The organism is Pseudomonas sp. CFBP13509 (genome assembly GCF_005233485.1).
Lineage (GTDB): Bacteria > Pseudomonadota > Gammaproteobacteria > Pseudomonadales > Pseudomonadaceae > Aquipseudomonas > Aquipseudomonas marginalis.
In genome coordinates this window covers 177,088-203,456 of record NZ_QGAA01000002.1, presented here as the reverse complement: position 1 = coordinate 203,456, position 26,369 = coordinate 177,088, and the positions used below count along the sequence as shown (strand labels likewise).

Below are 26,369 nucleotides of genomic sequence, written 5' to 3'. Positions count from 1 at the left end.
TTAATCGAACGACTCACGACGAGACCCCATGGCCACTCCCAGCGCTAGCTCTTATAACGCCGACGCCATCGAAGTCCTCTCGGGCCTCGACCCGGTGCGCAAACGCCCCGGCATGTACACCGACACCAGCCGGCCGAACCACCTTGCCCAGGAAGTCATCGACAACAGCGTCGACGAAGCCTTGGCCGGGCACGCCAAGTCGGTGCACGTCATTCTTCACGCCGACCACTCCCTGGAAGTGTCCGACGATGGTCGCGGCATGCCGGTGGACATTCACCCGGAAGAGGGTGTGTCGGGCGTCGAGCTGATCCTCACCAAGCTGCACGCCGGCGGCAAGTTCTCCAACAAGAACTACCAGTTCTCCGGTGGCTTGCACGGTGTGGGTATTTCCGTGGTCAACGCCCTGTCCACGTTGGTGCGGGTCAAGGTCAAGCGCGACGGCAACGAGTACGAGATGACCTTCGCCGATGGCTACAAAGCCACCGACCTGCAGGTCATCGGTACCGTCGGCAAGCGCAATACCGGCACCAGTGTGTACTTCGCGCCGGACCCTAAGTACTTCGATTCGCCGAAATTCTCCATCAGCCGCCTCAAGCACGTGCTCAAGGCCAAGGCCGTATTGTGCCCGGGCCTGCTGGTGACCTTTGAAGACAAAGGCACTGGCGAGAAAGTCGAGTGGCACTACGAAGACGGCCTGCGTTCCTACCTGGAAGACTCCGTCAGTGATTTCGAACGCCTGCCCAACGAGCCGTTCTGCGGCAGCCTGGCCGGCAACAAGGAAGCCGTCGACTGGGCGCTGCTGTGGCTGCCCGAAGGCGGCGACAGCGTGCAGGAAAGCTATGTCAACCTGATCCCCACCGCCCAGGGCGGCACCCACGTCAACGGCCTGCGCCAGGGCCTGCTGGATGCCATGCGCGAATTCTGCGAATACCGCAGCCTGCTGCCGCGTGGCGTGAAGCTGGCGCCGGAAGACGTGTGGGAGCGCATTGCGTTCGTGCTGTCGATGAAAATGCAAGAGCCGCAGTTCTCCGGCCAGACCAAGGAACGCCTGTCGTCCCGCGAAGCGGCGGCGTTTGTCTCCGGTGTGGTCAAGGATGCTTTCAGCCTGTGGCTCAACGAGCACCCGGAACTGGGCCTGGCCCTGGCGGAACTGGCGATCAACAACGCCGGCCGTCGCCTCAAGGCCAGCAAGAAGGTCGAGCGCAAGCGCATTACCCAGGGCCCGGCATTGCCGGGTAAGTTGGCCGATTGCGCCGGGCAGGACCCGATGCGCTCCGAGCTGTTCCTGGTCGAAGGTGACTCCGCCGGTGGTTCCGCCAAGCAAGCGCGGGACAAGGAATTCCAGGCGATCCTGCCGTTGCGCGGCAAGATCCTCAATACCTGGGAAGTCGATGGCAGCGAAGTCCTTGCCAGCCAGGAAGTGCACAACATTGCCGTGGCCATCGGCGTCGACCCAGGCGCAGCCGACATGAGCCAGCTGCGCTACGGCAAGATCTGCATCCTCGCCGACGCCGACTCCGACGGCCTGCACATCGCGACCCTGCTGTGCGCGTTGTTCGTGCAGCACTTCCGTCCGTTGGTGGATGCCGGTCACGTCTACGTCGCCATGCCGCCGCTGTACCGGATCGACCTGGGAAAGGAGATTTTCTACGCCCTGGACGAAGCCGAGCGCGATGGCATTCTCGACCGCCTGGTGGCCGAGAAGAAGCGTGGCAAGCCGCAGGTCACCCGATTCAAGGGCCTGGGTGAAATGAACCCGCCGCAACTGCGTGAGACCACCATGGACCCCAACACCCGGCGCCTGGTGCAGTTGACCCTGGAAGACTTCGCCGCCACCTCGGAAATGATGGACATGCTGCTGGCGAAGAAACGCGCGCCGGACCGCAAGTCCTGGCTGGAATCCAAGGGCAACCTGGCTGAGGTCCTGGGCTGATGCGCACAGGTGTCGCCCTGGCGATCCTGATGTTGAGCGGGCTGGTGGCCACTTCGGTAGTTGCCGCGCCCGTGGCTGAGCTCAAGCTGGTGTCCGAACACCCGGTGGACGGCATGCGCGGCGGGAACCTGTCGGGCCTGGCGCTGTGTGGCAAGGAGCTGTGGACGGTTTCCGATCGTGATGACGACCAGATCTACCGTCTCGATACCCGTGCGCCGACCTGGCAAGCCGAAGCGGTAAGCATCGATGTGCCGCCGGTGCCGGAATCCGGGCTGCCCTGGGGGCTGCGTTCGCGCACCAAGGCTGCGTCGTTCATTCGCGGCGGCGACCTGGATTTCGAAGGCATCACCTGCGATGCCGCCGGCAATCGCTACATTGTCAGCGAAGCCCATGCGGCGGTGCTGCAAGTACCGGTGAGCGGTGCGCCTGAATGGTTGAAGATCGCCCCGGGCATGGTGCGTGAAGCCCGGGCCAGTGGCATGTTGCTGCACTTCAATGCGTTGTTCGAAGGCCTGGCAATCAACCCCGAGGGCAATCAGATCTGGCTGGCTGCGGAGCGTGAGCGGCGCGGCCTCATCTCCATCAAGCGCCCGCAAAGCCTGTGGGATTGCGACGGCCCTTGCGTGTTGCTGAGCGAGGCCGGCCAGGAGATGCAGCCGGCCAAGTTCGTCGGTGCCAAGGCGGTGTCCAAGGATTTCGCCGATCTGTCACTGTTCAACGGCAAGCTGTTTACCCTGGAGCGCAATGCGTTCCAGATCTGCCGGCGCGATACGGTCACGGCCAAGGTCGAGCTGTGCTGGTCGTTCGCCGACGAAACCCTGACGCCCGAGCGGCGTTACGCCCAGCCCTATGGCCTGGCCGAAGCCCTGGTGCTGGACGCAGACGGTGCCTGGCTGGGCATCGACAATAATTTCGGCCCCCGCGCCGATGGTGAAAAACGCCCCATGGTCTATCGTTTTGCCGCCCCCGCTGGCGGCTGGAGCGCCCAGCCATGAGCCGCTACTTTTTTGAATCGATCCGGCGCGGCGGCATTTCCGCTGCGCCTTACCAAACAATGATGAGGCCCGCATGAGTGACATCCTCGCAGACAGCTTAGATGGCGTAGAACGCCGGTCGCTGGCTGACTTCACCGAAAATGCCTACCTCAACTACTCCATGTACGTGATCATGGACCGTGCATTGCCGCATATCGGCGACGGCCTCAAGCCCGTACAGCGGCGCATCATCTACGCCATGAGTGAGTTGGGCCTGGACGCCGATTCCAAGCACAAGAAGTCGGCGCGTACCGTCGGTGACGTGCTCGGTAAGTTCCACCCCCACGGCGATTCGGCGTGCTACGAAGCCATGGTGCTGATGGCCCAGCCGTTCAGCTACCGCTACACCCTCGTCGACGGCCAGGGTAACTGGGGTGCGCCGGATGATCCCAAGTCCTTCGCGGCCATGCGTTACACCGAGGCGCGCCTGTCGCGCTATTCGGAAGTGTTGCTCAGCGAACTGGGCCAGGGTACCGCGAACTGGGGACCGAACTTTGACGGTACTCTCGACGAACCCCTGGTGTTGCCCGCACGTTTGCCGAATATCCTGCTCAATGGCACCACCGGTATCGCGGTCGGCATGGCCACCGACGTACCGCCGCATAACCTGCGCGAAGTCGCCACCGCCTGCGTACGCTTGCTGGATGAGCCCAAGGCCACGGTCGAGCAGCTGTGCGAGCATATCCAGGGCCCGGATTACCCGACCGAAGCGGAAATCATCACGCCGCGCGCCGACCTGCTGAAGATGTACGAAACCGGCAAGGGCTCGGTGCGCATGCGCGCCGTGTATCACATCGAAGACGGCGACATTATCGTCACCGCCCTGCCGCACCAGGTGTCCGGTGCCAAGGTGCTGGAACAGATTGCCGCGCTGATGCAGGCCAAGCCGTCGAAATTGCCCCAGGTCGCTGACTTGCGTGACGAGTCCGACCACGAAAACCCATGCCGTATTGTGATCATCCCGACCAACAGCCGGGTCGACCACGAAGTGCTGATGCAGCATCTGTTTGCCAGCACTGAGCTGGAGTCCAGCTACCGGGTCAACGTCAATATCATCGGCCTGGACGGCAAGCCGCAGTTGAAGAACCTGCGCAACCTGCTGGTCGAGTGGCTGGAGTTCCGGATACAAACCGTACGCCGCCGCCTGCAGTTCCGCCTCGACAAGGTCGAACGGCGCCTGCACCTGTTGGACGGCTTGCTGATTGCCTACCTCAACCTGGATGAAGTGATCCACATCATCCGTACCGCGGAGCACCCGAAAGCTGAGCTGATCGCGCGCTTCGAGCTGAGCGAGATCCAGGCCGACTACATCCTCGACACCCGCTTGCGTCAGTTGGCACGCCTGGAAGAGATGAAGCTGCGCGACGAACAGGACGCGCTGCTCAAGGAGCAAGCCAAGCTGCAAGCCCTGCTGGGCAGCGAAGCCAAGCTGAAGAAGCTGGTGCGCAGCGAGTTGATCAAGGACGCCGAAACCTATGGCGACGACCGCCGTTCGCCAATCGTGCAACGTGCCGAAGCCAAGGCGCTGACAGAGACCGAACTGCTGCCGAACGAGAAAATTACCGTCGTTCTGTCGGAAAAGGGTTGGGTTCGCTCAGCCAAAGGGCATGATATTGACGCCACTGGCTTGTCGTACAAGGCCGGTGATGGCTTCAAGACTGCCGCCGCCGGGCGCTCCAACCAGTTTGCGGTGTTTATTGACTCCACCGGGCGCAGTTATTCGGTGCCGGCACATACCTTGCCATCGGCGCGGGGGCAGGGCGAGCCGTTGACCGGTCGCCTGACGCCGCCACCTGGGGCGAATTTTGAATGTGTGCTGCTGCCGGATGACGATTCTCTGTATGTGATCGCTTCCGACGCGGGTTACGGGTTCGTGGTCAAAGGTGAAGACCTGCAGGCCAAGAACAAGGCGGGCAAGGCGTTGTTGAGCCTGCCGAACAACGCCAAGGTCATCCTGCCGCGTCCGGTGGAAGACCGCGAAGGCAACTGGCTGGCGTCGGTGACCACCGAAGGGCGCTTGCTGGTGTTCAAGATCAGCGATCTGCCGCAGTTGGGCAAAGGCAAGGGCAACAAGATTATTGGTATTCCCGGCGAGCGGGTGGCCAGTCGCGAAGAGTACGTGACCGACATCGCGGTGATCCCGGAAGGTGCCACCCTGGTGCTCCAGGCCGGCAAGCGCACGTTGTCATTGCGCCCCGACGACCTCGAACACTACAAGGGCGAGCGTGGTCGTCGCGGTAATAAACTGCCTCGCGGCTTCCAGCGTGTGGATGCTTTGCTGGTGGAAACGCCGGTTTAAGGCGTATTAGAGCCCTCGATCTACGATTTAAAGCGTAGATCGACGCTTTGGCGCTGGAGTCATGGCGCATATTCACGGATGATATGGCCTTTCCAGCGCCGGCGTGGCCGAGCGTGTTTAGGTTATTTTTAGTATTACATTGTGGTTCGCCTTGTGGCAGCCACCTGGATGGGATGATGACTGCTCCACGCGTTCCTCTATTTTTGATGCTCGCTGGCCTTTTGGGGTTGGCGGGTTGCAGCACACACCAGCCTGTGTCGCTGTACCAGCTGGACAGCGGAAGTCCAGCTCAGCCAGCCCAGACCGCTGGCATGGCCGTTTTGCTCGGGCCGGTGGTCGTCGCCGACTACCTGCAACGCGAAACCCTGCTGCAACGTCAGAACGATGGAAGCCTGCAAGGTTCCACCGATGGTCGTTGGGCAGGCAGTTTATCGTCTGACATCAACCAGTTGATGTTGCGTCAGGTGGCCGGTCAGTTGGACAGCCAGCGTGTGGTCCTGGCGCCCGCACCAACCGGCTTCAGCCCGGATGTGCAGGTCTTGCTGACCATTACCCGGCTCGACTCCGGTAAATCGCAACCGGCGATCCTCGATGCGCAATGGCGCTTGATCGACCGTCGCGGCCAGGTGCGTGATAACCGCATCGTGCACCTGCAGGAAGAACATGCCGGCACCACCGCGTCCCAGGTTCAGGCCCAGGGCGTGCTGCTGCAGCAATTGGCGCAGCAGTTGTCGGTGGCCCTCAAGCCCCTGGCCAACCAGCCCCCCATCGCCGAGGCGCCCCGTAAGTCGGCCCCGGTACAGGCCAAGCCGGCAGAGCCGCAAAAGCCGAAGATGCCGATGGCTACGCCGATCCGTACGGATATGGAAGTGTTCAGGTTCTGATCTGAATGCCACACAAACAAAAGGCCCTCTGAATCAGCGGGCCTTTTTGCTTATCTGCGATTGACTTGAGGCTTGTTGAGATCCAAATGTGGGAGGGGGCAAGCCCTAATGTTTTTTGTAGGAGCGAGCTTGCTCGCGAAAAACTCACAGGCGCCGCGTTCATTCAGGAACAACGCGTTATCGTTGACGTTTTTCGCGAGCAAGCTCGCTCCTACAGGAGACATTAGTCCGGCGGTGTGCTTCAGGGCTTGGAGCGGGTCTCATGCATCCGTGCCAACTGCCGCTCCAGCATCGATGGATACGGCTCCATCAACCGCTCCACGCAGCTTGCCCCCTCAGGGCTGGCAATCGGGCGGATACGCGCGCGCTGGCGGATCAGCGTGTCTTCACTGATCTTGCGCTCCACCAGCAGCAGGTTGCGGCTGTGTTGGGACAAGGCCAGTGCGTCCTGGGCGTTTTCAGTCAGCAGCAGGTCGATCTGGCTCATGCCGAACAGGTCGTCGCCCACGGTGAGGCCCAGTTGCAGTTGCAGGGTGATCCCGCTGTCGGCGACTTCGATCTGCAATTCATGGCCCAGGGCGCGCAGCAACTCACCGCAGCAAATCGCATTGGTCAGGTAATCTTCGCCGCTGTCTTCGCTGTGGAACAGCATCAGCGTGCTGCCGTCGTTCAGGGTGTGCAGTTCGCTCTGGTACAGCGAGGCGGCCTGGTCGAGGCAGTCGCGGTAGCGCTCCAGCAGTTCGGTCAGGCGTGCGCGGGGCAGGCGACGCAATTGGTCCTGGGCACCCAATTGCACGGCGAGCACAGCGCTGTACTGCGGCTCGCTGCTGCGTACCGGCGCCGCCTTGGGGGCGATTGCGGGGCTGTCGGCTGACGTATCGCGCAGGTCGGCGAAGGGGTCTTCATCGTCCAGCTCGTCTTCTTCGGCCTTGAAGGCATGGCGCGGTGCCGGCTTGAGGCCCGCCACCGGCGGACGCTCGTCGAAGCCCGGGTCACGCAGGTTGCGCACTTCGAACTCGGGCTCTTCGTCGTAATCGGTGTCGTCGTATTCAGGCTCTGGCTCGACCTCGGGCACCACCGGTTCCGGGGCGAAGCTGGCGTGCAGCTGGCGGGCAAGGTCGCCGATTTCATCCTGGCGGTCGGTTGCCGGGGTGTGCTCGTCGATGTCCCGCAGCCAGATGCGCAGTTGCATGAGCGGCGTGGAGATATGCCGTCCCAGGCGCAGGCTCAGGGCCAGGGCCAATGCCAGCAGGATGGCGCTGAGGATGCCCATGCTTTGCAGGCTGATGGTCATCGGCTGCTGGAACTGCTGCATGTCGAGGCTGATACGCAGTTGGCCGGCCTTCACATCCTGAAACGTGATATTGCTCTGGTACAGGCCTTCGGCTTCGCCCAACAGGCCGTTTTTCGGGCGCTGCCCGGCTTCGGCCATGATGCGGTTGTCCACGCTGTAGATGGCAGCATGGGCCACCAGCGGGTTCTTGGTCAGGTTGTTGAGCAGCACGTTGAGGCTGAGGATGTCGTTGGACACCAGCAGCTCAGTCGCCGAAGTGGCGGTCTGCGTGGTCAGGCTCTCGCCCAGGGCGTCGGCCTGCTCGTGCATGGCCTGCTTGAATTGCAAACCCATCACGCAGGCGTAGATCACCAGGGCCAATGCGACCAGGATCACGTTATGGCTGGCGATGCGTAATGCGATCGGTACACGGCGGTGGCGCAGTGCCCGGAAGATCAGCAGGAAGAAGTTGTCGGTTTTTACTGGCGTGGGCCGGTTCACTTGAGCTCGGCTCTTGGTCCGTGAAGTTGACGCGCAGTATAGCGACAGGCCCAAGACCGGCAAAGCGCTGGCTGTGCCCGATGGTCACTGAAAGTGGGTAGAATGCGGTTTTTTTCCAGCCTGGGGGTGCGCCTTGCGCGAAATTGTCCTGATTAACATCACTGGTGAAGACCGCCCAGGTCTTACCGCAGCCATTACCGGCGTTCTGGCCCAGGGTGGTGTGAACATTCTCGACATCGGCCAGGCGGTGATCCACGACACGCTGTCGTTCGGCATCCTGGTGGAAATCCCCAGCACCGAGCAGGCCTCATCGGTGCTCAAGGACATCCTGTTTACGGCGTATAAGCTCGATCAGCAGGTGCGTTTCACCCCGGTGTCCGAAGCGGATTACCAGCAGTGGGTGGCCGGCCAGGGCAAGAAGCGCCATATCGTGACGCTGCTGACCCGCAAGGTCACCGCCGAACAGCTGCAGCGCGTCAGCTCTATTACCGCGCAGTATGGTTTGAACATCGACCATATCGACCGTCTGTCGGGGCGCATGCCATTGGACACCCCGGCCGACAAGGGCAAGGGCTGCATCGAGTTCTCCGTGCGCGGTGAGCCTGCCGACCCGCAAGCCCTGCGCGCCGAATTCCTCAGCGTGGCCCAGGAGCTGAATGTCGATATCGCCTTCCAGGAAGACTCTCTCTTCCGTCGCAATCGCCGCCTGGCGGTGTTCGACATGGACTCCACGCTGATCGAAGCCGAAGTTATCGACGAGTTGGCCAAGGCGGCCGGCGTGGGTGAGCAGGTTTCCGAAATCACCGAGCGCGCCATGGCCGGGGAATTGGATTTCCGCGCCAGCTTCAAGGAGCGCCTGGCTTTGCTCAAGGGCCTGGACGTGAACGTGCTGGACTCCATCGGCGCGTCGCTGCGCCTGACCGAAGGCGCCGAAACCCTGTTTGCCGAACTCAAGCGCCTGGGCTACAAGACGGCAATCCTGTCGGGTGGCTTCACCTACTTCGCCAAGCAATTGCAGGCCAAGCTGGGCATCGACTATGTGTTCGCCAACGAATTGGAAGTGGTGGATGGCAAAGTGACCGGCGTCGCGGTCGAGCCGATTGTCGATGCGCAGCGCAAGGCGGACCTGCTGAAGGAATTGGCCCACAAGGAAGGTTTGCGTCTGGAGCAGACCATTGCGGTCGGTGACGGCGCCAACGACCTGCCGATGCTGGCAATTGCCGGTTTGGGTGTGGCATTCCGCGCCAAGCCATTGGTCAAGCAATCGGCCAAGCAGGCGATTTCTACCCTGGGGTTGGATGGCGTGCTGTATCTGCTGGGTTTTCGCGACCGCGACGGTCAGTTGTAACTGACTAAATGTGGGAGGGGGCAAACCCCTCCCACATTGGGTTCGGCGTCAGGCTTTAGGTAAGGCGATGCCTTGGCCCATCTGCACCGGCGAACCCGCCACCAGTTCTTCGGCCCACTTCACCTGATCCGGCCCGAACAGCACGATCGCAGTGGAGCCCAACTTGAAGCGACCCAATTCCGCACCCTTCTCCAGGTGAATCGGTGCGCGGGCAGCTTCGTCATAGCGGAAGGTTTTCAGCTCGCGCTTCGGCGGAGTCACCAGGCCGGCCCATACGGTTTCAATCGACGCCACAATCATCGCACCGACCAATACCACGGCCATCGGGCCGCGTTCGGTGTCGAACAGGCAGACAACGCGCTCGTTACGCGCGAACAACTCCGGCACGTTTTCGGCGGTGGTCTGGTTCACCGAGAAAATCCGCCCAGGCACGTAGACCATTTCACGCAGGGTACCGGCCAGTGGCATATGCACCCGGTGGTAGTCCTTCGGCGACAGGTAGATGGTGGCGAAATCGCCGCCCATGAACGGCGCAGCGACCGCTGCATCGCCGCCCAGCAGTTCCAGCACGCTGAAGCTGTGGCCTTTGGCCTGGAACACACGACCGTGCTCGATGGGGCCAAGCTGGCTGACTGCGCCATCGGCTGGGCTCAGCACTGCGCCAGGGCTCTGGTCCAGTGGGCGGGCACCGTCTTTCAGGGCGCGGGTGAAGAAGGCGTTGAAGTGCTCGTAAGCGGTCACGTCTTCTACCAGGGCCTGGGACATGTCCACTTGATAGCGCTTGGCGAACCACGTGGTGAAGGCATTCTTGAACCAGCGCACGCGGCACTCGGCGATGCAGCCGGCCAACCGCGACAGCAGGTGGTGCGGCAGCAGGTACTGGCTGAGGATAAACAACTGCTTTTTCATTGACTGTCCTTAAACCTTAAATCTCGACGGGGGTGTCGGGGTGGTTGCCCCATTCGCCCCAGGAACCGGCATAACCTTTGACTCGCGGATAACCGAGCGCCTTGGCCACCAGGTAGGTGAAGCCAGAGCGATGATGAGTCTGGCAGTGGGTGATGATTTCTTTGTCTTTGGTCAGCCCGAGGTCTTCGAGGATCTGCGGCATGTCGCGGCGAATGCGCAGGTTGCGCGCCTTGTCCATGCCGGCAGTCCACTCGAAATTCACCGCGCCGGGGATGTGGCCGCCTTTGGCCGCGAGGACTTTCTCGCCGGAGTATTCCAGCGGGCCACGCGCATCCCAGATGCCCAGGTCGGCAGCCCCAAGACGGCTTTGCAGGTATTCGCGGGTGGCGGTGGGGCCATCGTGCAGCGTAAGACTGACCGGGCCGCCGGCCGGGACGGGCACGTCGGTGGAGAGCGGGTGCTTGCCCTCCAGCCACGCCAGCAGGCCGCCATCCAGGTAGTGGTATTTCTGGTGGCCGATCACATCGAGCATCCAGATGAAACGCCCGGCCCAGCCACCGCCTTCGTCGTCATAGACCACGTAGGTGGCGTCGGGCGTGTGGCCCAGTTCGCCGAACAGTTTCTCAAGCTCGGCCTTGCCGGGCAGCAGGCCGGGTGCCGGCGCCTGGCCCAGCTGGGTGCGCTTGGGGTCAACGAAATGCGCGCCGGGGATGTGCCCTTCGGCGTAGCGGGCGGCACTGGTGAGGTCCACCAGAATCAGGTGTTCGGCATCCAGTTGAGCGAGCAGGTCACTGGACTCGATCACCAGCGGCAAGCCAGAGAAGTCAGGCATGTGAGGTCTCCTGGGCACAAATGTTGGCGATTAAAGGACGGCGATTGTAGCGCAAGCATCAAGCGCTGCGGTTGGTAAAGCCGTGCAGGGCTTTCTCGATGCATTGGGCAGTTTTACCGAAGGCCTGCACGGTGGTTTCCGAGAACGGCCCGCCGCCCTGGTCGGCGATCATCACCATCACCACGCGCCCGTTGCAGCTCATGGACCGCAACAACAGGTGCTCGCCGGTGAACAGGCGGCGCAGGATCGGCGGCAGCAGTGCCGAGAACTGGGCGTGGTTTTCCGGTGTGAGGCGCACCTGGGCGGACTTTTCCAGCAGGCGCTGCAGCAGCGTGCTGTTGACCACATCCAGGCTCAGGTTGGCGGCGTCCTTCGGCAGGCCGTCGGCCTGATGCACACGCAAGGTGCTCAGGGCTCGATCGGCCATAAATAACAGGACGCGCTGCATGCCGCTGGCCACCAGGGCTTCCTTGGCGCACGTGGTCAAATGCATGGCGTTGGCAAAACGGCTCGGCTCCACCAGCAGTTCGGTACAACGCTTGCGCCAGACGGCCAGGGCTTCGGCGGTGGGCGGTGGTGCCGGTAACAGGCCGCGATGAATCTTGTGTACATGCCACGGCCAGATCAGCGACAGCGCCGGGTGCCAGAGATCGGGCATCAAGGTGTCGCGGGCACTGGTGACGGCTTGCTGGTGGACCTGTTGCTGCACTTCGCCCAGGGGCTGTTGCAGGTACAACGCGGTGAGGTATTGCCAGCGCTGGGTGTGCGGGCAGGTCCAGGACTCCTGGGCCGACATCGCCAGGCCGTTGGCCAGCAGTACCGTATTGGCCGGCTGATTCAACCAGCGGCGCAGGTTGGGATCGGCGTCGAGCAATTGCTGGTGACGAAGAGGGTCGTCTTCGCGGGCGATGTGCAGGGCCTTGACCAGCAAGCGCTGCTCGGTCCGCAGCAAGGTATACCCCTGGGACACCCAGATCGGCAGGTGCCAGGTCTCGGTCAGGCCGAGGCACAGGTCCAGCAGGCGCACGCCGAACAATGCCTGTTCGACCTTGCGTGCCGACTCGCCCTTGTGGATGACCCGCAGTTCCCATTCTTCCAGGAGCTTGGGGTAGGCAACGGCCATCGGCCACAGCGGTGAAAGAAACAGCAGGCTGCCCCAATGAATGTCCTGCCACAGCCGCGCCAGGCGACTGCCGAACAATCCATTGGCTTGTTGCGAGGCGTGCTGGCTGACCAGCAGCAACTGGCGCAGCGCTACGGGAATTTCATGGGCCGGCACTGACGGCAGGCGTGCCAGCAGTTCCTCGGCGCGTTTGAGGCCCAGGCGGTTAAGCGCCACTTCGAGGTTTTCCGCCGGCGCCGTCAGGCTGCCATGGGTGTGGCTGTTGGCCTCGCGCATGACGCTGAGTACGAGGGCCGGGCTGTTTTGCATCAGCTCGGCAATATCTCGCAACGAACTGCGGCTATCGCGGATGGCTTTGCACACGCGGTCATGGCTGGCCTGTGGAACAGGCAGCAGCACTTCGTCCAGGCGCTTGATCCAAGCGGCTAGAGAAGCAGGTTTTGCAGTTGGGACTGTCGTTTCATTAGCCATGATTGGGGCGCGATCATCACTTGCGGTCAACACACCCGGAGCGGGCCGAACTGGCTTTTCGCCTTAACGGGCTATAGTCTGGCGCAGTTTTGCCGATAAGTAGAACAAGAGTTTTCCAGTTCCCCCAAATATGTCCATGAACCCGACGGCGCAAGTACTCATCTCCTATGGCTAAAATTATCGGCATTATCGTCGTCTTCGCGAGCGTGCTCGGCGGCTACGTCCTGTCCCACGGTAAAATTGCGGCACTGATCCAGCCTTTCGAGGTGATGATTATCGGTGGTGCGGCACTGGGTGCCTTCCTGCAGGCGAACCCCGGCTACATGACCATGCACGTGATCAAGAAGTCGCTGGGCATGTTCGGTTCGCGTTTCACCCACACGTTCTATCTGGAAGTGTTGGGCCTGGTTTACGAGATCCTCAACAAGAGCCGCCGCGAAGGCATGATGGCCATCGAGGCCGACATCGAGGACGCCGCGGCCAGCCCGATTTTCGCCAAGTACCCGGCCGTGCTCAAAGATGAGCGCATGACCGCCTACATCTGTGACTACCTGCGCATCATGTCCTCCGGCAACATGGCTCCCCATGAGCTTGAGGGCCTGTTCGACATGGAATTGTTCAGCCTCAAGGAAGAGTTGGAGCATCCTTCCCATGCCGTGACCGGTGTAGCCGACGGCATGCCCGGCTTCGGTATCGTCGCGGCGGTGCTGGGTATCGTGGTAACCATGGCTTCCCTGGGGGAAGGTGACCAGGCGGCTATCGGCATGCACGTAGGTGCGGCGCTGGTGGGTACCTTCTTCGGTATTCTCGCAGCCTACGGCTTCTTCGGCCCGCTGGCGACCTCCCTGGCCCACGATGCCAAGGAAGAAATCAACCTGTACGAATCGATCAAGGCCAGCCTGGTGGCGTCCGCTTCCGGCATGCCGCCTTCGTTGGCGGTGGAGTTCGGTCGCAAGGTGCTGTACCCGAAGCATCGCCCAAGCTTCGCCGAGCTGGAACAAGCGGTTCGCGGTCGCTAAGCCATGGAAAACAACCAGCCGATAATCATCAAGCGCGTCAAGCGCTTCGCTGCGGGGCACCATGGCGGCGCCTGGAAAATCGCTTTCGCCGACTTTGCCACGGCGATGATGGCGTTCTTCCTGGTGCTGTGGCTGATGTCCACCGCCACGCCCGAACAGAAGATCGCCATTGCCGGCTACTTCAAAGACCCGATTGGCTTCTCGGAAAGCGGCACGCCCTTTGTGATCGACCTGGGCGGTTCGCCGCAGTTGGCGCCTGAGCGCACCATCAACCCGGAAGTCAAGACCGAAGCACCGCAGGAAAAAATCCCGATCGAGCGCGATACCGTCGAAGCCATGGCCGAGCAGGTCGAGCAGGAACGTCTTGAGCTGTTGCTGCAAGAGTTGCAGAACAAGGTGGAGGAAAACCCGCAACTGCTGAAATTCAAGGATCAGATTTCGTTCGAGATCACCCCGGATGGCTTGCGTATCCAGATCACCGACGCCGCCAACCGGCCGATGTTCGACTCTGGCAGCGCACGCTTGAAACCGTACTTTGAAGACATCCTGCTGGCCATGGCCGACACTATCAAGGCGGTGCCGAACAAGATCAGCATCAGCGGCCACACCGATGCCAAGCCTTACGCGGGCCAGGGTGACTTCGGCAACTGGGAGCTTTCCGCCAACCGTGCCAACGCCGCGCGTCGTGCGCTGGTGGCCGGCAGCTATCCCGACCCGCAAGTGGCGCGGGTGGTGGGGTTTGCGTCCTCGCAACTGTTTGATGCGAAGGATCCGTTCAACCCGATCAACCGCCGCATCGATATCGTGGTGCTGACCAAAAAGGCCCAGCGTGCGATTGAAGGCGATCAGCCGCCACCACAACCGACCCCGGGAGCAGGTGCGCCGGGTGAAGTGCCGGCCGACCCACATGCCATCCCGCCCGGCCAGGAGCCATTGCCGGCCCATGAGCTGCGGCAGAAGCTGAACCTGTTTGATGATGGCGGCGTGAAAGACCCTACGGCGCCGGCGACGGGGTCCTAAGCCATATACAGCGTGTCTACCAATGAAAACGCCCCGACTGATCGGGGCGTTTTCATTTCTACTCAGAGTGGTAGATAGGCCTTGACCCCGCTGATCACGCCTTGCATGTCGTCGGTGCCCAAGCGTGGCACGAAGTATTCTCGTCCTTTGGATCGGGTCTTTCTATGCAGCTTGTCGAGGCGCTCGAAGCTGACGGTATAAATCATGTCGCACTTCACCCACAGCTCTTTGTAGCCATCGGATTGAAGTGGATTTGTACGAAGCAGGTGATGCCAGTCGTACTGGATCTCCGGCGCGGTAGAGGAGATCGGTACAACGGTACAGAGTTTGCGCTTGTGGGTGGCTGTAGGGGATATCACCACCACCTTGCGGATCTTGAGCATCTCCGGGGCCACAAAGCCGCGGGTGAAGTCACAAAGCAGCACATCGCCTTGTTTGGGATGATAGTAGAGAGTCAATCGTCAATTCCCCACAAAAAGCAAAGCCGCCCGAAGGCGGCTTCATTCGACACGCAGTGGAGCTTGCATCGCCCCTTCTGCGCCGCTGGATCAACCCCGAAAAGGATCCAGACTCCTGCCAGCCTGCGCTGGTGACGGAGCGATTATGGGCATCAGGAATGTCGAATTCAAGCTGGCTTGCGTCGGTGAGCCACCCAGTTGTGCCGAATTCTTGATGCCAGCTCCCGCTAAATCAATGGAGCAGGGTGCTTTACGTCTCCATTTATATGTATCAGGAAATGCCTGCTCAATAACTGCTTTCCGGCAAGCTCGCAATAATCGACCGATAGCTGTTCATCCGCTGCTGCTGCACGCGGCCGTCTTCCAGGGCCTTGAGCAGGGCGCAGCCCGGCTCGCGATCGTGTTTGCAATCGCGGAAGCGGCAGGTGCCGATCAGGTCGTTGAATTCGATAAAGCCAGCTTCCACGTCGCTGCGGCTGACGTGGCCGAGGCCGAATTCACGGATGCCCGGGGAGTCGATCAACTCACCGCCGCCCGGGAAGTGGAACAGCCGCGCCGTGGTAGTGGTGTGGGTGCCCTGGCCGGACAGCTCCGACAGCGGGCCCACGCGGGTATCGACTTCCGGCAGCAGGCTATTGACCAGCGAGGATTTGCCCACGCCCGACTGGCCGACAAAGACGCTGATACGTCCGTCCAACTGCTGTTGCAGCTGTTCCATGCCATTGCCGTGATGGGCCGAGACTTCCAGCACCGGGTAGCCCAGGGTGCGGTAGACCGCCAGCAGCGCGTTGAGCGCGGGGGCATTCTGCTCGTCGATCAGGTCGAATTTGTTCAGCAGCAACAACGGGCGAATGCCGGCATGCTCGGCTGCCACCAGGTAGCGGTCGATCAGGTTGGCATGGGGCTCGGGCAGTGGTGCAAACACGATCACGATCATGTCGACGTTGGCCGCTACCGGCTTGAGCTGGCCACGGCTGTCGGGGCGGCGCAGTTCGGTGCTGCGCGGCAATTGGGCGACGATCACGCCGATGCCCTGGTTGCCGGCGCGCCATACCACCTTGTCGCCGGTGACCAGCGCAGGCAGGTTGGCGCGCAAGTGGCAGCGGAACACCAGGCCCGCGAGTTCGCCTTCCAGCGCCTCGACTTCGACCTGCACACCGAAGTGCGCAATTACCAGGCCCGTCTGTTCGGGGCCCAGGTCGCCGCCCTCGAGCGCCTCCACGGCGGAGGATTCACGTTTGGCGGCGCGGGCGGCGCGTTCACCTTGAATCTTTTCGATGCGCCAGTTTTGGCGACGATTGAGCTGGCGTTTGGCCATTGGTGTTCCGTGTCGATAATGCAAAGGTTGGGTAAAACGGTCGCGAGTCTAGCACGGCCCCGCCTGCTAAACTGCGCAGCTACGCCAAGGTGCCAAGAGAATCAAGCCATGCAAAACCCACAGAACCTGATTTGGATCGATCTGGAAATGACCGGTCTGAACCCTGACACCGACGTCATCATCGAGATGGCGACCATTGTCACCGACAGCAACCTCAACACCTTGGCCGAAGGTCCGGTGATCGCCATCCACCACAGCGACGCCGTGCTTGCCACCATGGACGAGTGGAACACCCGCACCCACGGCAACTCCGGCCTGACCCAGCGTGTGCGTGACAGCCGCATCAGCATGGCCGAAGCCGAAGCCGAAACCATTGCCTTCCTGGAGAAGTGGGTGCCCAAGGGCAAGTCGCCGATCTGCGGCAACAGCATCTGTCAGGACCGTCGCTTCCTTTATACCCATATGAAAGCGCTGGAAAGCTACTTCCACTACCGCAACCTGGATGTGTCCACGCTAAAGGAACTGGCTGCGCGCTGGGCGCCGGAGGTCAAGGACAGCTTCCATAAAGGCAGCACGCACTTGGCGCTGGATGATATTCGCGAGTCGATCGCCGAGCTGCAGCATTACCGCAAGCATTTCATCAAGGCTTGAAACGGTTTCTTACCGTGTCCGGGCTTCCTGTGGTGAGCGGGCTTGCCCCGCGCTGGGCTGCGTAGCGGCCCCACTGCCGTTGCCGCATTTCTCCCTATAGATATCATCGCCAAGTATTTGGGGCTGCTGCGCAGCCCAGCGCGGGGCAAGCCCGCTCACTACAAGGATCGCCATCATGCTGCTGATGCTCTACCTCATCGCCATCACCGCCGAAGCCATGACCGGCGCGTTGTCCGCCGGCCGGCGCGGCATGGACTGGTTTGGTGTGGTGCTGATCGCCTGCGTGACGGCGTTGGGCGGCGGCTCGGTACGTGATGTATTGCTCGGCCACTACCCGCTGACGTGGGTCAAGCATCCGGAATACCTGGTGCTGACCTCCATCGCGGCGCTGGTGACGATCTTTATCGCACCCTTGATGCGTCGCCTGCGCTCGCTGTTCCTCGCGCTGGATGCCGTGGGCCTGGTTGCTTTCACCTTGATCGGCTGCATGACCGCCCTGGAAATGGGCCACGGCATGCTGGTGGCCTCGGTCAGCGGGGTGATCACCGGCGTCTTCGGCGGCATTCTGCGGGATATCTTCTGCAACGACATTCCGCTGATCTTCCGCCGTGAACTGTACGCCAGCGTGTCATTCCTCGCCGCCTGGTTTTACCTGCTGTGCCTCTACCTGGAACTGCCCAGCGAGCAGGCGATTCTACTGACCCTGTTCAGCGGCTTTCTATTGCGCCTGCTGGCGATCCGGTTTCACTGGGAAATGCCCAAGTTCGTCTACAACGACGACGTGCACTAGCGCGATGCGTGCTGGTTCAGCGCCCATTCCACATGCTCGCGCACCAGCTCCGACGGGTAATCCCGGCGTGCCTTCAAGGCTTCCAGCACCGGAATGCTCGACGGCGCATTGCCCAGGCCCACCGCCAGGTTGCGCAGCCAGCGCTCGTAACCGGCACGGCGCAACGGTGAGCCTTCGGTACTGCTGAGGAATTTATCCTCATCCCACATGAACAGCTCCGCCAGTCCTGCGTTATCCAGGTTGTGCCGTGGCGTGAAATCGCTCTCGGCAGTGGGTCGCGCGAAACGATTCCACGGACAAACGATCTGACAGTCATCGCAGCCGAATACCCGATTGCCGATCAGCGGGCGCAGGTCTTCAGGGATGGCGCTCTTGAGTTCGATGGTCAGGTAGGAAATGCAGCGCCGGGCGTCCAGCACATAGGGGCCGACAAACGCGTTGGTGGGGCAGATATCCAGGCAGGCGGTGCAGCGGCCGCAGTGCTCCGTGGCGTGGGGTGGATCCACGGGCAGCGGCAAATCGACAAACAGTTCGCTGAGGAAGAAATAACTGCCGGCCTTGCGATTGAGCACCAGGGTGTTTTTACCGATCCAGCCAAGGCCCGCTTGTTCGGCAATGGCCTTTTCCAGCACGGGCGCGCTGTCGACAAAGGCGCGAAAGCCGAAAGGGCCGATCTGCGCCTGGATGCGGTCGGCCAACTGCTGCACGCGCTTGCGGATCAGCTTGTGGTAGTCGCGGCCCAGGGCATAACGGGAGATGTAGGCTTTTTCCGGTTTTGCCAGCAGTTGCGCCATCTGCGTGTCGCCGGGCAGGTAATCCATGCGCAGCGACACCACGCGCAGGGTACCCGGCACCAGTTCGTCCGGGTGCGAGCGTTTGCTGCCATGGGCGCCCATGTAGTCCATCTCGCCGTGGTAGCCCGCGTCGAGCCAGCGTTGCAGATGTTGTTCATGCTCGGCCAGGTCCAGGCCGCTGATGCCGACTTGTTGAAAGCCCAGCTCGCGGCCCCAGTCCTTGATCGATTGGGCGAGGGCGGGCAGATCGGAGGTAATAGCGGGCATGAGACACGGGAAACCACAGGTTAGATGCGTATAATTCTGCCAGACATCGGAGCTTGAAGACGCATGCCGCAGACAAAACACGAAATAACCGACGTTCAGCCTTTGTTGCACGGCCATTTGCCGCAACTGGCTGCGCGTTCCCCGGACGCCCATAAAGGCCAGTTCGGCCACCTGTTGATGATTGGCGGCGACCGGGGCTTTGGCGGTGCCGCGCTGTTGAGTGCCGAAAGTGCCCTGCGCAGTGGCGCGGGCATGGTGTCCCTGGCCACTCGACTTGAGCATGTGCCGGCCGCGCTGGCCCGTTTGCCGGAAGTCATGAGCGTCGGCGTGAGTTCGGCCAACCAGTTGATGGGCTTGCTGGAAAAAATCTCGGTAATCGTCATTGGCCCCGGCCTGGGCGAAGCCGCCTGGGGTAAAAGCCTGTTGTCTGTTGCAGCCAATGCACGGCAGCCGCAGGTCTGGGATGCCGATGCACTCAATCAACTGGCGACTGGCAGTGTGAGCCTGCCGGCCCATTGCGTGATCACTCCGCATCCTGGGGAGGCGGCGCGCTTGTTGGGTATTTCGACAGCCGAGGTTCAGGCCGATCGTCTTAAGGTGGCGCGCGCGTTGAGCCAGAAATTCAATGCAGTGGCTATCCTCAAGGGTGCTGGCAGTTTGATTGCCAGCCCGGACGGGCGCGTTTCACGCTGTGACCAAGGCCATCCGGCGATGGCGACGGCGGGCCTCGGTGACGTTTTGGCCGGCCTGGTAGGTGCGCTGCTGGCCCAGGGCATGCCGGCTTATGAAGCCAGCTGCCTGGCCGTCTGGTTGCACGCCACGGCAGGGGATCGCCAGGGCAGCTTTGGTCGCGGGCTGGCCGCCAGCGACCTGATACCCGCCATTCGTCAATTGCTGGAGGAACAGTCGCCGTGTCTGAAGTAATTCTTTTCCTGGCCGATGAAGAGGCCATGGTGGCGTTAGGTCAGCGTATTGCCCAGGTCACGGCCGGCTCAGGCCTGATCTTTCTTGAAGGCGACCTGGGGGCGGGCAAGACCACGCTGTCCCGGGGGATCATTCGCGGTCTGGGCCACACCGGGGCGGTCAAGAGTCCCACGTTCACCCTGGTTGAACCCTACGAGATCGGCGCAGTGCGGGCTTTCCATTTCGACCTCTACCGCCTGGTGGATCCCGAAGAACTCGAATTCATGGGCATCCGTGATTACTTCGATGAAGCCGCGCTGTGCCTGATTGAGTGGCCAGATAAAGGCACAGGCTTTTTGCCAAAGCCGGACCTGACCATTACCATTACGCCGCATGATCACGGACGTCAGCTGAAGTTGTTGCCCCAGGGCGCGCGCGGTGAGTCGTGGTGCGCCGCTCTGGCTTTGGAATTCAAATAATTGGTGGGGTTAGGTATGCGCTTTCGCGCGTTGGTTGCTGTCGTAGGGGTGTTGCTTGCGGCAATGACTGTCAATGCTCTGGCTGCTTCACAGGTGAAGAGTGTTCGCCTGTGGCGAGCGCCGGATAACACGCGACTGGTGTTCGACCTGTCTGGCCCGGTCCAGCACAGTGTCTTTACCCTCACGGCGCCCGATCGCCTGGTGATCGACATCAATGGTGCGACCCTGGCCGCGCCGTTGAACGTGTCCACCGCCAACACGCCGATTACCGCCATGCGCTCGGCGCAGCGCACGCCGACCGACCTGCGGGTGGTAATCGACCTGAAAAAGGTCGTGACCCCGAAAAGCTTCTCCCTGGCGCCAAACGCCCAATACGGCAACCGGCTGGTGGTCGATCTGTTCGACAACGCCGCCGATGCCGCGCCGCCGCCGGCGCCAACCCCGGCCGTGGCGACAGTGCCGGCCGTACCGGTCAACCCGTCCCAGCCTCAGGTCAAGCTGCCACCGCCGCCGCCAGCGCCGGCCGGCAAGCGCGACATTATCGTGGTGATCGATGCCGGCCACGGCGGTGAAGACCCGGGCGCCTCCGGTTCGCGCGGCCAGCATGAGAAAGACGTGGTGCTGGCCATCGCCCGTGAGCTGCAGCGCCAGGTCAACGGCATGAAAGGCTACCGCGCCGAACTGACCCGTACCGGCGACTACTTCATTCCGTTGCGCGGCCGTACCGAAATCGCCCGTAAGAAGGGCGCCGACCTGTTCGTCTCGATCCATGCGGACGCCGCGCCTTCGACGGCGGCCTTCGGTGCTTCGGTGTTTGCCCTGTCGGATCGCGGCGCCACGTCCGAGACCGCGCGCTGGCTGGCCGACAGCGAAAACCGTTCCGACTTGATCGGCGGGGCCGGCAACGTGTCCCTCGATGACAAGGACAAGATGCTCGCCGGGGTACTGCTTGACCTGTCGATGACGGCCTCGCTGACCTCCAGCTTGAACGTCGGCCAGAAGGTGTTGAGCAACATCGGCCGGGTGACCTCGTTGCATAAGCAGCGCGTGGAGCAGGCCGGGTTCATGGTGTTGAAATCGCCGGACATCCCATCGATCCTGGTGGAAACCGGGTTTATCTCCAACGCCAACGAAGCCTCGAAGCTGGCCAGTGCCAGCCACCAGCAGGCCTTGGCGCGCTCCATCAGTGCTGGCGTGCGCCAGTTCTTCCAGCAGAACCCGCCGCCAGGCACCTACATTGCCTGGCTGCGCGACTCCGGCAAAATCGCCCAGGGCCCGCGCGACCATCGCGTGCAGCCCGGCGACACCGTGGCCATGCTGGCCGTGCGTTTCCAGGTCTCGGCCGCGTCCCTGCGCAGCGCCAACAACCTGAAGAGCGATGAGTTGAAAATCGGCCAGGTATTGACCATCCCCGGCACTGAATTGGCGGCACAGTAATGAGCGAATCAGTCTTGAACAGCGGGTCGCGCATTGAATTGCTCAGCCCGCGCCTCGCCAACCAGATTGCGGCGGGCGAGGTCGTTGAGCGGCCGGCATCGGTGATCAAGGAATTGCTGGAGAACAGCATCGACTCCGGCGCCCGACGCATCGATGTCGATGTGGAGCAGGGCGGCGTCAAGCTGCTGCGTGTCCGCGACGATGGCAGCGGGATCTCCTCCGATGACCTGCCGCTGGCCCTGGCCCGTCACGCCACCAGCAAGATCCGCGACCTGGAAGACCTGGAGCGGGTGATGAGCCTGGGCTTTCGCGGTGAGGCATTGGCTTCCATCAGTTCCGTGGCCCGTCTGACCCTGACGTCGCGCACCCGTGATGCCGAGCAAGCCTGGCAGGTGGAGACCGAAGGCCGCGACATGGCGCCTCGGGTCCAGCCGGCTGCCCACCCGGTGGGCACCTCTGTGGAAGTGCGCGACTTGTTCTTCAACACCCCGGCGCGGCGCAAATTCCTCAAGGCCGAAAAAACCGAATTCGATCACCTGCAAGAAGTCATCAAGCGCCTGGCCCTGGCGCGTTTCGATGTGGCGTTTCACCTGCGCCACAACGGCAAGACCATCCTCAGCCTGCACGAAGCCAACGACGACGCCGCGCGTGCTCGCCGTGTCGCGGCAGTGTGCGGTGCGGGGTTCCTGGAGCAGGCGCTGCCGATTGAAGTCGAACGCAATGGCCTGCGGCTGTGGGGTTGGGTCGGTTTGCCGACGTTTTCCCGTAGCCAGGCGGACTTGCAGTATTTCTTTGTGAATGGCCGGGCGGTACGCGACAAACTGGTGGCCCACGCGGTGCGCCAGGCTTATCGCGATGTGCTGTTCAACGGCCGGCATCCGACCTTTGTGCTGTTTTTCGAGGTCGACCCTTCGGTGGTCGACGTCAATGTGCACCCGACCAAGCACGAAGTGCGCTTCCGTGACGGGCGCATGGTGCATGACTTCCTCTATGGCACCTTGCACCGTGCCCTGGGCGATGTGCGCCCGGATGACCAGTTGTCTGCGCCCATCGTGACGGCGGTGGTGCGGCCGAGCGGCCCCGAAGCGGGCGAGTTTGGCCCTCAGGGCGAAATGAGCCTGGCGGCAAACCTGCTGCAATCGCCGCAACCCCAGCCGAGCTATACGGCGCCGGGCTCTGGCTCGGGAGCGGGTTATCAGTACCAATACACACCGCGTCCGCAATCGGCCGTGCCGGTCGCCGAAGCGCAGGCTGCCTATCGTGAGTTCTTTGCGCCGCTGCCAGGTGCCGAGCCGGGCGCCGTGGCCTTGCCGGAAGGTGGCGGTGATATCCCACCCCTGGGCTACGCGTTGGCGCAGCTCAAGGGCATCTACATCCTCGCGGAAAATGCCCATGGCCTGGTGCTGGTGGACATGCATGCCGCTCACGAGCGGATCATGTACGAGCGCCTGAAGATCGCCATGGCCAGCGAAGGCCTGAGTGGCCAGCCGTTGCTGGTGCCGGAATCCCTGGCCGTCAGCCAGCGTGAGGCCGATTGCGCTGAAGAACATCATGGTGTGTTCCAGAAACTGGGCTTCGAGTTGCAGCGCCTGGGCCCTGAGACCCTGGCGATTCGCCAGATTCCCGCGCTGCTCAAGCAGGCCGAAGCCAACCGGCTGGTGGCCGATGTATTGGCTGACCTGATGGAGTACGGCACCAGTGACCGTATCCAGGCACACATCAACGAACTGCTCGGCACCATGGCCTGCCACGGCGCCATCCGCGCCAATCGCCGCCTGGCCTTGCCGGAAATGAACGGCCTGCTGCGCGACATGGAAAACACCGAACGCAGCGGCCAGTGCAACCATGGCCGTCCGACCTGGACCCAGATGGGCCTGGACGATCTGGACAAACTGTTCTTGCGCGGCCGTTGATGAGTGCCTTGCCCCCCGCAATCTTTCTGATGGGCCCCACGGCCGCCGGCAAGACCGACCTGGCCATCGAGCTCACCAAGGTGCTGCCGTGCGAGCTCATCAGTGTCGACTCAGCCCTGGTTTACCGGGACATGGACATCGGCACCGCCAAGCCTTCCAAAGCGCTGCTGGCGCAGCATCCGCACCGGTTGATCGACATCATCGACCCGGCCGAGAGCTATTCCGCAGCGGATTTCCGCACTGACGCCCTGGCCGCCATGGCGCAAATCACCGCGCGGGGCAACATCCCCTTGCTGGTGGGTGGCACGATGCTCTACTACAAGGCTTTGCAGGAAGGGCTGGCCGACATGCCGCCCGCCGATGCCCAGGTGCGCGCTGAACTCGAAGAAGAGGCTGCACGCCTTGGCTGGCAAGCCCTGCACGACCAGTTGGCAGTGGTTGATCCGGTATCTGCCGCGCGTATTCACCCCAATGATCCCCAGCGCCTCAGCCGCGCTCTGGAAGTCTGGCGGGTCAGCGGGCAGACCATGACTGAACTGCGGCTGAAACAAACTGCGCAAAGTGCTGATGCAGGCGCATCTGGACAGTCACAATTGCCCTATACTGTGGCGAATCTGGCCATCGCTCCGGCAAATCGCCAGGTGCTGCATGAACGAATTGCACAAAGATTCACAATTATGTTGGAACAGGGGTTTGTGGACGAGGTCGTAGCACTGCGGTCAAGAGGTGACCTGCATCCAGGGTTACCTTCGATACGTGCTGTAGGCTACCGCCAAGTCTGGGATCATCTGGATGGCAAGCTGACGTCAGCCGAAATGCAGGAGCGCGGCATCATTGCCACGCGCCAATTAGCGAAGCGCCAGTTCACCTGGCTGCGCAGCTGGAGCGATTTGCACTGGTTGGACAGCCTGGACAGCGACAATCTGTCACGCGCCTTGAAATACTTGGGAACGGTCTCCATATTGAGCTGAGTCCTTGCAATTGCCGTCTATCCTTGGGGGTGTGACGGCCATAAGCTATCTATTTTCCGATTTTTTATTATTGATCCTTAAAGGAGTGCGGCACATGTCAAAAGGGCATTCGCTACAAGACCCTTACTTGAATACTTTACGTAAAGAGAAAGTGGGGGTTTCCATCTATCTGGTCAACGGTATCAAGCTGCAAGGCACGATCGAGTCGTTCGACCAGTTCGTGATCCTGCTGAAAAACACCGTCAGCCAGATGGTCTACAAGCACGCTATCTCGACAGTGGTTCCAGTTCGTCCAATCCGTCTGCCTAGCGCCGCCGGTGATGATGCAGCTGACGCTGAGCCAGGTAACGCCTGATAGGAGTCTCCTTTGTTCTTTGAGCGCCACGGTGGTGGTGAGCGAGTCATCCTCGTTCACTTGGATGGACAGGACCCTGAGGCGCGCGAAGATCCGCAGGAGTTTCAGGAGTTGGCAAATTCGGCCGGCGCCGAGACCGTTGCGTTTTTTAACGTGCCGCGTCATCGGCCAACCGCCAAATTCCTGATTGGCAGCGGCAAGGTCGAGGAATTGCGCGACCTGGTCCATGCCGAAGAAGCCGATCTGGTGATCTTCAATCACACCCTCACGCCCAGTCAGGAACGTAACCTCGAACGTGTATTCGAGTGTCGCGTGATCGACCGCACCGGCCTGATTCTCGATATTTTCGCCCAGCGCGCCCGTACCCATGAGGGCAAGCTCCAGGTAGAACTGGCCCAGCTTGACCACATGAGCACCCGGCTGGTTCGCGGTTGGACTCACCTTGAGCGTCAGGGTGGCGGTATCGGCATGCGGGGCCCGGGTGAAACCCAGCTGGAAACCGACCGACGCCTGCTGCGGGTTCGCCTGCGTCAGATCAAGGGCCGACTGGAGAAGGTGCGCAGCCAGCGCGAGCAATCGCGACGTGGCCGTTCACGTGCCGATATTCCTACCGTATCGCTGGTGGGCTACACCAACGCCGGCAAGTCCACGCTGTTCAACAACGTGACCAAATCGGACGTGTACGCGGCTGACCAACTGTTCGCTACCCTCGACCCGACCTTGCGCCGTCTGGATATTGACGACCTGGGGCCGATTGTCCTGGCCGACACCGTGGGTTTCATTCGGCACCTGCCCCACAAGCTGGTCGAGGCATTTCGGTCTACGCTCGAAGAGTCGAGCAATTCCGACCTGTTGTTGCACGTGATCGATGCGGCCGAACCGGATCGCATGTTGCAGATTGAACAGGTGATGGTCGTGCTGGGTGAGATTGGTGCCCAGGACTTGCCGATCCTCGAGGTCTATAACAAACTCGATTTGCTTGAAGGCGTTGAGCCACAAATCCAGCGCGACGAGAACGGCAAGCCCCAGCGGGTCTGGCTGTCGGCGCGCGATGGCAGTGGTTTGGAGCTGCTTGAACAAGCCATTGCCGAATTGCTCGGCAGCGATTTGTTCGTCGGCACCTTGCGCTTGCCTCAGCGTTTTGCTCGACTGCGTGCACAGTTTTTCGAGCTGGGCGCGGTACAGAAAGAAGAACACGACGAAGAAGGTGTCAGCTTGCTTGCCGTTCGATTGCCGCGCTCGGAGCTCAATCGGCTGGTCAGCCGTGAAGGCGTAGTACCGACAGAGTTCATCGAACAACACACTTTGCAATAAAAGCCTCAGAAAGCGGTTGTGCCGCAGTAGCAGGCATTCTGTAGCATTGGTCGGCGCGCCGTGGGTGCGTCTT

23 protein-coding genes are annotated in these 26,369 nt (G+C 61.8%); 16 read left to right on the top strand and 7 right to left on the bottom strand.

Going from position 1 to position 26,369, the window contains the following annotated elements:
* Window positions 1-28: 28 nt before the first annotated feature.
* The 4 genes from parE to PspCFBP13509_RS04335 all read left to right on the top strand — a co-directional run bounded on the left by parE (window position 29) and on the right by PspCFBP13509_RS04335 (window position 6,150).
* On the top strand, window positions 29-1,933 hold the full coding sequence (gene parE, locus PspCFBP13509_RS04350) for a DNA topoisomerase IV subunit B (protein WP_027604917.1): 1,905 nt from the start codon (window positions 29-31) through the stop codon (window positions 1,931-1,933).
* On the top strand, window positions 1,933-2,928 hold the full coding sequence (locus tag PspCFBP13509_RS04345; RefSeq protein WP_065925638.1) for an esterase-like activity of phytase family protein: 996 nt from the start codon (window positions 1,933-1,935) through the stop codon (window positions 2,926-2,928). The genes parE and PspCFBP13509_RS04345 overlap by 1 nt, the downstream gene beginning before the upstream one ends.
* Before the next feature lie 73 nt (window positions 2,929-3,001).
* Entirely contained in the window at window positions 3,002-5,266 is a 2,265-nt protein-coding gene (gene parC, locus PspCFBP13509_RS04340) for a DNA topoisomerase IV subunit A (protein WP_065925637.1), read from the top strand.
* Window positions 5,267-5,439: 173 nt separating this feature from the next.
* Window positions 5,440-6,150 carry a PqiC family protein gene (locus PspCFBP13509_RS04335; protein WP_027604914.1) on the top strand — a complete coding sequence of 237 codons (711 nt, stop codon included), beginning with the start codon at window positions 5,440-5,442 and terminating at the stop codon, window positions 6,148-6,150.
* Window positions 6,151-6,391: 241 nt separating this feature from the next.
* Here PspCFBP13509_RS04335 and PspCFBP13509_RS04330 read toward each other — a convergent pair whose 3' ends face one another.
* Entirely contained in the window at window positions 6,392-7,924 is a 1,533-nt protein-coding gene (locus PspCFBP13509_RS04330) for an AhpA/YtjB family protein (RefSeq protein ID WP_027604913.1), read from the bottom strand.
* Between the two features lie 133 nt (window positions 7,925-8,057).
* Between PspCFBP13509_RS04330 and serB the strand changes: the two genes are divergently transcribed.
* Window positions 8,058-9,272 (top strand): phosphoserine phosphatase SerB, encoded by a 1,215-nt coding sequence (gene serB, locus PspCFBP13509_RS04325; RefSeq protein ID WP_065925636.1) that lies wholly within the window; start codon window positions 8,058-8,060, stop codon window positions 9,270-9,272.
* Between the two features lie 48 nt (window positions 9,273-9,320).
* Here the strand turns inward: serB and asd are convergent, their stop codons facing one another.
* The 3 genes from asd to PspCFBP13509_RS04310 are packed head-to-tail and all read right to left on the bottom strand — an operon-like array spanning window position 9,321 to window position 12,607.
* A complete protein-coding gene (gene asd / locus PspCFBP13509_RS04320) occupies window positions 9,321-10,181 on the bottom strand; it encodes an archaetidylserine decarboxylase (RefSeq protein ID WP_137211608.1) in 861 nt (286 codons plus the stop codon).
* A 16-nt stretch (window positions 10,182-10,197) separates the two neighbouring features.
* Complete coding sequence (locus PspCFBP13509_RS04315; RefSeq protein WP_065946609.1) at window positions 10,198-11,013, bottom strand: rhodanese-like domain-containing protein; 816 nt, start codon at window positions 11,011-11,013, stop codon at window positions 10,198-10,200.
* Between the two features lie 58 nt (window positions 11,014-11,071).
* Window positions 11,072-12,607: an HDOD domain-containing protein gene (locus PspCFBP13509_RS04310; RefSeq protein ID WP_137211607.1), complete on the bottom strand. Its 1,536-nt coding sequence runs from the start codon at window positions 12,605-12,607 to the stop codon at window positions 11,072-11,074.
* A 167-nt stretch (window positions 12,608-12,774) separates the two neighbouring features.
* On the opposite strand from PspCFBP13509_RS04310, the gene motA reads away from it, so the two are divergent.
* A complete protein-coding gene (motA, locus tag PspCFBP13509_RS04305; protein ID WP_053139364.1) occupies window positions 12,775-13,626 on the top strand; it encodes a flagellar motor stator protein MotA in 852 nt (283 codons plus the stop codon).
* Between the two features lie 3 nt (window positions 13,627-13,629).
* Window positions 13,630-14,646, top strand: a complete 1,017-nt coding sequence (gene motB, locus PspCFBP13509_RS04300; RefSeq protein ID WP_065925633.1) for a flagellar motor protein MotB — start codon at window positions 13,630-13,632, stop codon at window positions 14,644-14,646.
* A 62-nt stretch (window positions 14,647-14,708) separates the two neighbouring features.
* Here motB and PspCFBP13509_RS04295 read toward each other — a convergent pair whose 3' ends face one another.
* Window positions 14,709-15,104 carry a type II toxin-antitoxin system PemK/MazF family toxin gene (locus tag PspCFBP13509_RS04295; protein WP_065925632.1) on the bottom strand — a complete coding sequence of 132 codons (396 nt, stop codon included), beginning with the start codon at window positions 15,102-15,104 and terminating at the stop codon, window positions 14,709-14,711.
* Between the two features lie 286 nt (window positions 15,105-15,390).
* Window positions 15,391-16,422: a small ribosomal subunit biogenesis GTPase RsgA gene (gene rsgA / locus PspCFBP13509_RS04290; protein WP_065925631.1), complete on the bottom strand. Its 1,032-nt coding sequence runs from the start codon at window positions 16,420-16,422 to the stop codon at window positions 15,391-15,393.
* A 108-nt stretch (window positions 16,423-16,530) separates the two neighbouring features.
* Here rsgA and orn point away from each other — a divergent pair, with 108 nt between their 5' ends.
* On the top strand, window positions 16,531-17,073 hold the full coding sequence (gene orn, locus PspCFBP13509_RS04285) for an oligoribonuclease (protein ID WP_010213620.1): 543 nt from the start codon (window positions 16,531-16,533) through the stop codon (window positions 17,071-17,073).
* Window positions 17,074-17,245: 172 nt separating this feature from the next.
* On the top strand, window positions 17,246-17,863 hold the full coding sequence (locus PspCFBP13509_RS04280) for a trimeric intracellular cation channel family protein (protein ID WP_175403002.1): 618 nt from the start codon (window positions 17,246-17,248) through the stop codon (window positions 17,861-17,863).
* Here PspCFBP13509_RS04280 and queG read toward each other — a convergent pair.
* Complete coding sequence (gene queG / locus PspCFBP13509_RS04275) at window positions 17,860-18,924, bottom strand: tRNA epoxyqueuosine(34) reductase QueG (protein WP_137211606.1); 1,065 nt, start codon at window positions 18,922-18,924, stop codon at window positions 17,860-17,862. The genes PspCFBP13509_RS04280 and queG overlap by 4 nt on opposite strands.
* A 63-nt stretch (window positions 18,925-18,987) precedes the next feature.
* Here queG and PspCFBP13509_RS04270 point away from each other — a divergent pair, with 63 nt between their 5' ends.
* The 7 genes from PspCFBP13509_RS04270 (at window position 18,988) to hflX (ending at window position 26,296) form a co-directional block, all read left to right on the top strand.
* Window positions 18,988-19,848, top strand: coding sequence for an NAD(P)H-hydrate dehydratase (locus tag PspCFBP13509_RS04270; protein WP_065925629.1), 861 nt, complete (start codon window positions 18,988-18,990; stop codon window positions 19,846-19,848).
* Window positions 19,836-20,306: a tRNA (adenosine(37)-N6)-threonylcarbamoyltransferase complex ATPase subunit type 1 TsaE gene (gene tsaE / locus PspCFBP13509_RS04265; protein ID WP_065925628.1), complete on the top strand. Its 471-nt coding sequence runs from the start codon at window positions 19,836-19,838 to the stop codon at window positions 20,304-20,306. Before PspCFBP13509_RS04270 ends, tsaE begins: the two co-directional genes overlap by 13 nt.
* A gap of 15 nt (window positions 20,307-20,321) precedes the next feature.
* Window positions 20,322-21,743: an N-acetylmuramoyl-L-alanine amidase gene (locus tag PspCFBP13509_RS04260; protein ID WP_027604902.1), complete on the top strand. Its 1,422-nt coding sequence runs from the start codon at window positions 20,322-20,324 to the stop codon at window positions 21,741-21,743.
* Window positions 21,743-23,656, top strand: coding sequence for a DNA mismatch repair endonuclease MutL (gene mutL, locus PspCFBP13509_RS04255; protein WP_065925627.1), 1,914 nt, complete (start codon window positions 21,743-21,745; stop codon window positions 23,654-23,656). Before PspCFBP13509_RS04260 ends, mutL begins: the two co-directional genes overlap by 1 nt.
* The gene (gene miaA, locus PspCFBP13509_RS04250; RefSeq protein ID WP_074848585.1) at window positions 23,656-24,627 is read left to right on the top strand and encodes a tRNA (adenosine(37)-N6)-dimethylallyltransferase MiaA; all 972 of its coding nucleotides are present in this window, start codon (window positions 23,656-23,658) and stop codon (window positions 24,625-24,627) included. The genes mutL and miaA overlap by 1 nt, the downstream gene beginning before the upstream one ends.
* A gap of 94 nt (window positions 24,628-24,721) precedes the next feature.
* Window positions 24,722-24,982 carry an RNA chaperone Hfq gene (hfq, locus tag PspCFBP13509_RS04245; RefSeq protein ID WP_003171355.1) on the top strand — a complete coding sequence of 87 codons (261 nt, stop codon included), beginning with the start codon at window positions 24,722-24,724 and terminating at the stop codon, window positions 24,980-24,982.
* Window positions 24,983-24,994: 12 nt separating this feature from the next.
* Complete coding sequence (gene hflX / locus PspCFBP13509_RS04240) at window positions 24,995-26,296, top strand: ribosome rescue GTPase HflX (protein WP_027604899.1); 1,302 nt, start codon at window positions 24,995-24,997, stop codon at window positions 26,294-26,296.
* Window positions 26,297-26,369 lie beyond the last annotated feature (73 nt).

Coding starts and splice junctions, on each gene's coding strand:
- motB (WP_065925633.1), top strand. CDS start 13,630: ATGGAAAACAACCAGCCGATAATCATCAAGCGCGTCAAGCGCTTCGCT.
- mutL (WP_065925627.1), top strand. CDS start 21,743: ATGAGCGAATCAGTCTTGAACAGCGGGTCGCGCATTGAATTGCTCAGC.
- PspCFBP13509_RS04310 (WP_137211607.1), bottom strand. CDS start 12,607: ATGGCTAATGAAACGACAGTCCCAACTGCAAAACCTGCTTCTCTAGCC.
- miaA (WP_074848585.1), top strand. CDS start 23,656: ATGAGTGCCTTGCCCCCCGCAATCTTTCTGATGGGCCCCACGGCCGCC.
- PspCFBP13509_RS04315 (WP_065946609.1), bottom strand. CDS start 11,013: ATGCCTGACTTCTCTGGCTTGCCGCTGGTGATCGAGTCCAGTGACCTG.
- rsgA (WP_065925631.1), bottom strand. CDS start 16,422: ATGGCCAAACGCCAGCTCAATCGTCGCCAAAACTGGCGCATCGAAAAG.
- queG (WP_137211606.1), bottom strand. CDS start 18,924: ATGCCCGCTATTACCTCCGATCTGCCCGCCCTCGCCCAATCGATCAAG.
- orn (WP_010213620.1), top strand. CDS start 16,531: ATGCAAAACCCACAGAACCTGATTTGGATCGATCTGGAAATGACCGGT.
- asd (WP_137211608.1), bottom strand. CDS start 10,181: ATGAAAAAGCAGTTGTTTATCCTCAGCCAGTACCTGCTGCCGCACCAC.
- PspCFBP13509_RS04335 (WP_027604914.1), top strand. CDS start 5,440: ATGATGACTGCTCCACGCGTTCCTCTATTTTTGATGCTCGCTGGCCTT.
- motA (WP_053139364.1), top strand. CDS start 12,775: ATGGCTAAAATTATCGGCATTATCGTCGTCTTCGCGAGCGTGCTCGGC.
- hfq (WP_003171355.1), top strand. CDS start 24,722: ATGTCAAAAGGGCATTCGCTACAAGACCCTTACTTGAATACTTTACGT.
- parE (WP_027604917.1), top strand. CDS start 29: ATGGCCACTCCCAGCGCTAGCTCTTATAACGCCGACGCCATCGAAGTC.
- PspCFBP13509_RS04345 (WP_065925638.1), top strand. CDS start 1,933: ATGCGCACAGGTGTCGCCCTGGCGATCCTGATGTTGAGCGGGCTGGTG.
- parC (WP_065925637.1), top strand. CDS start 3,002: ATGAGTGACATCCTCGCAGACAGCTTAGATGGCGTAGAACGCCGGTCG.
- PspCFBP13509_RS04270 (WP_065925629.1), top strand. CDS start 18,988: ATGCCGCAGACAAAACACGAAATAACCGACGTTCAGCCTTTGTTGCAC.
- PspCFBP13509_RS04260 (WP_027604902.1), top strand. CDS start 20,322: ATGCGCTTTCGCGCGTTGGTTGCTGTCGTAGGGGTGTTGCTTGCGGCA.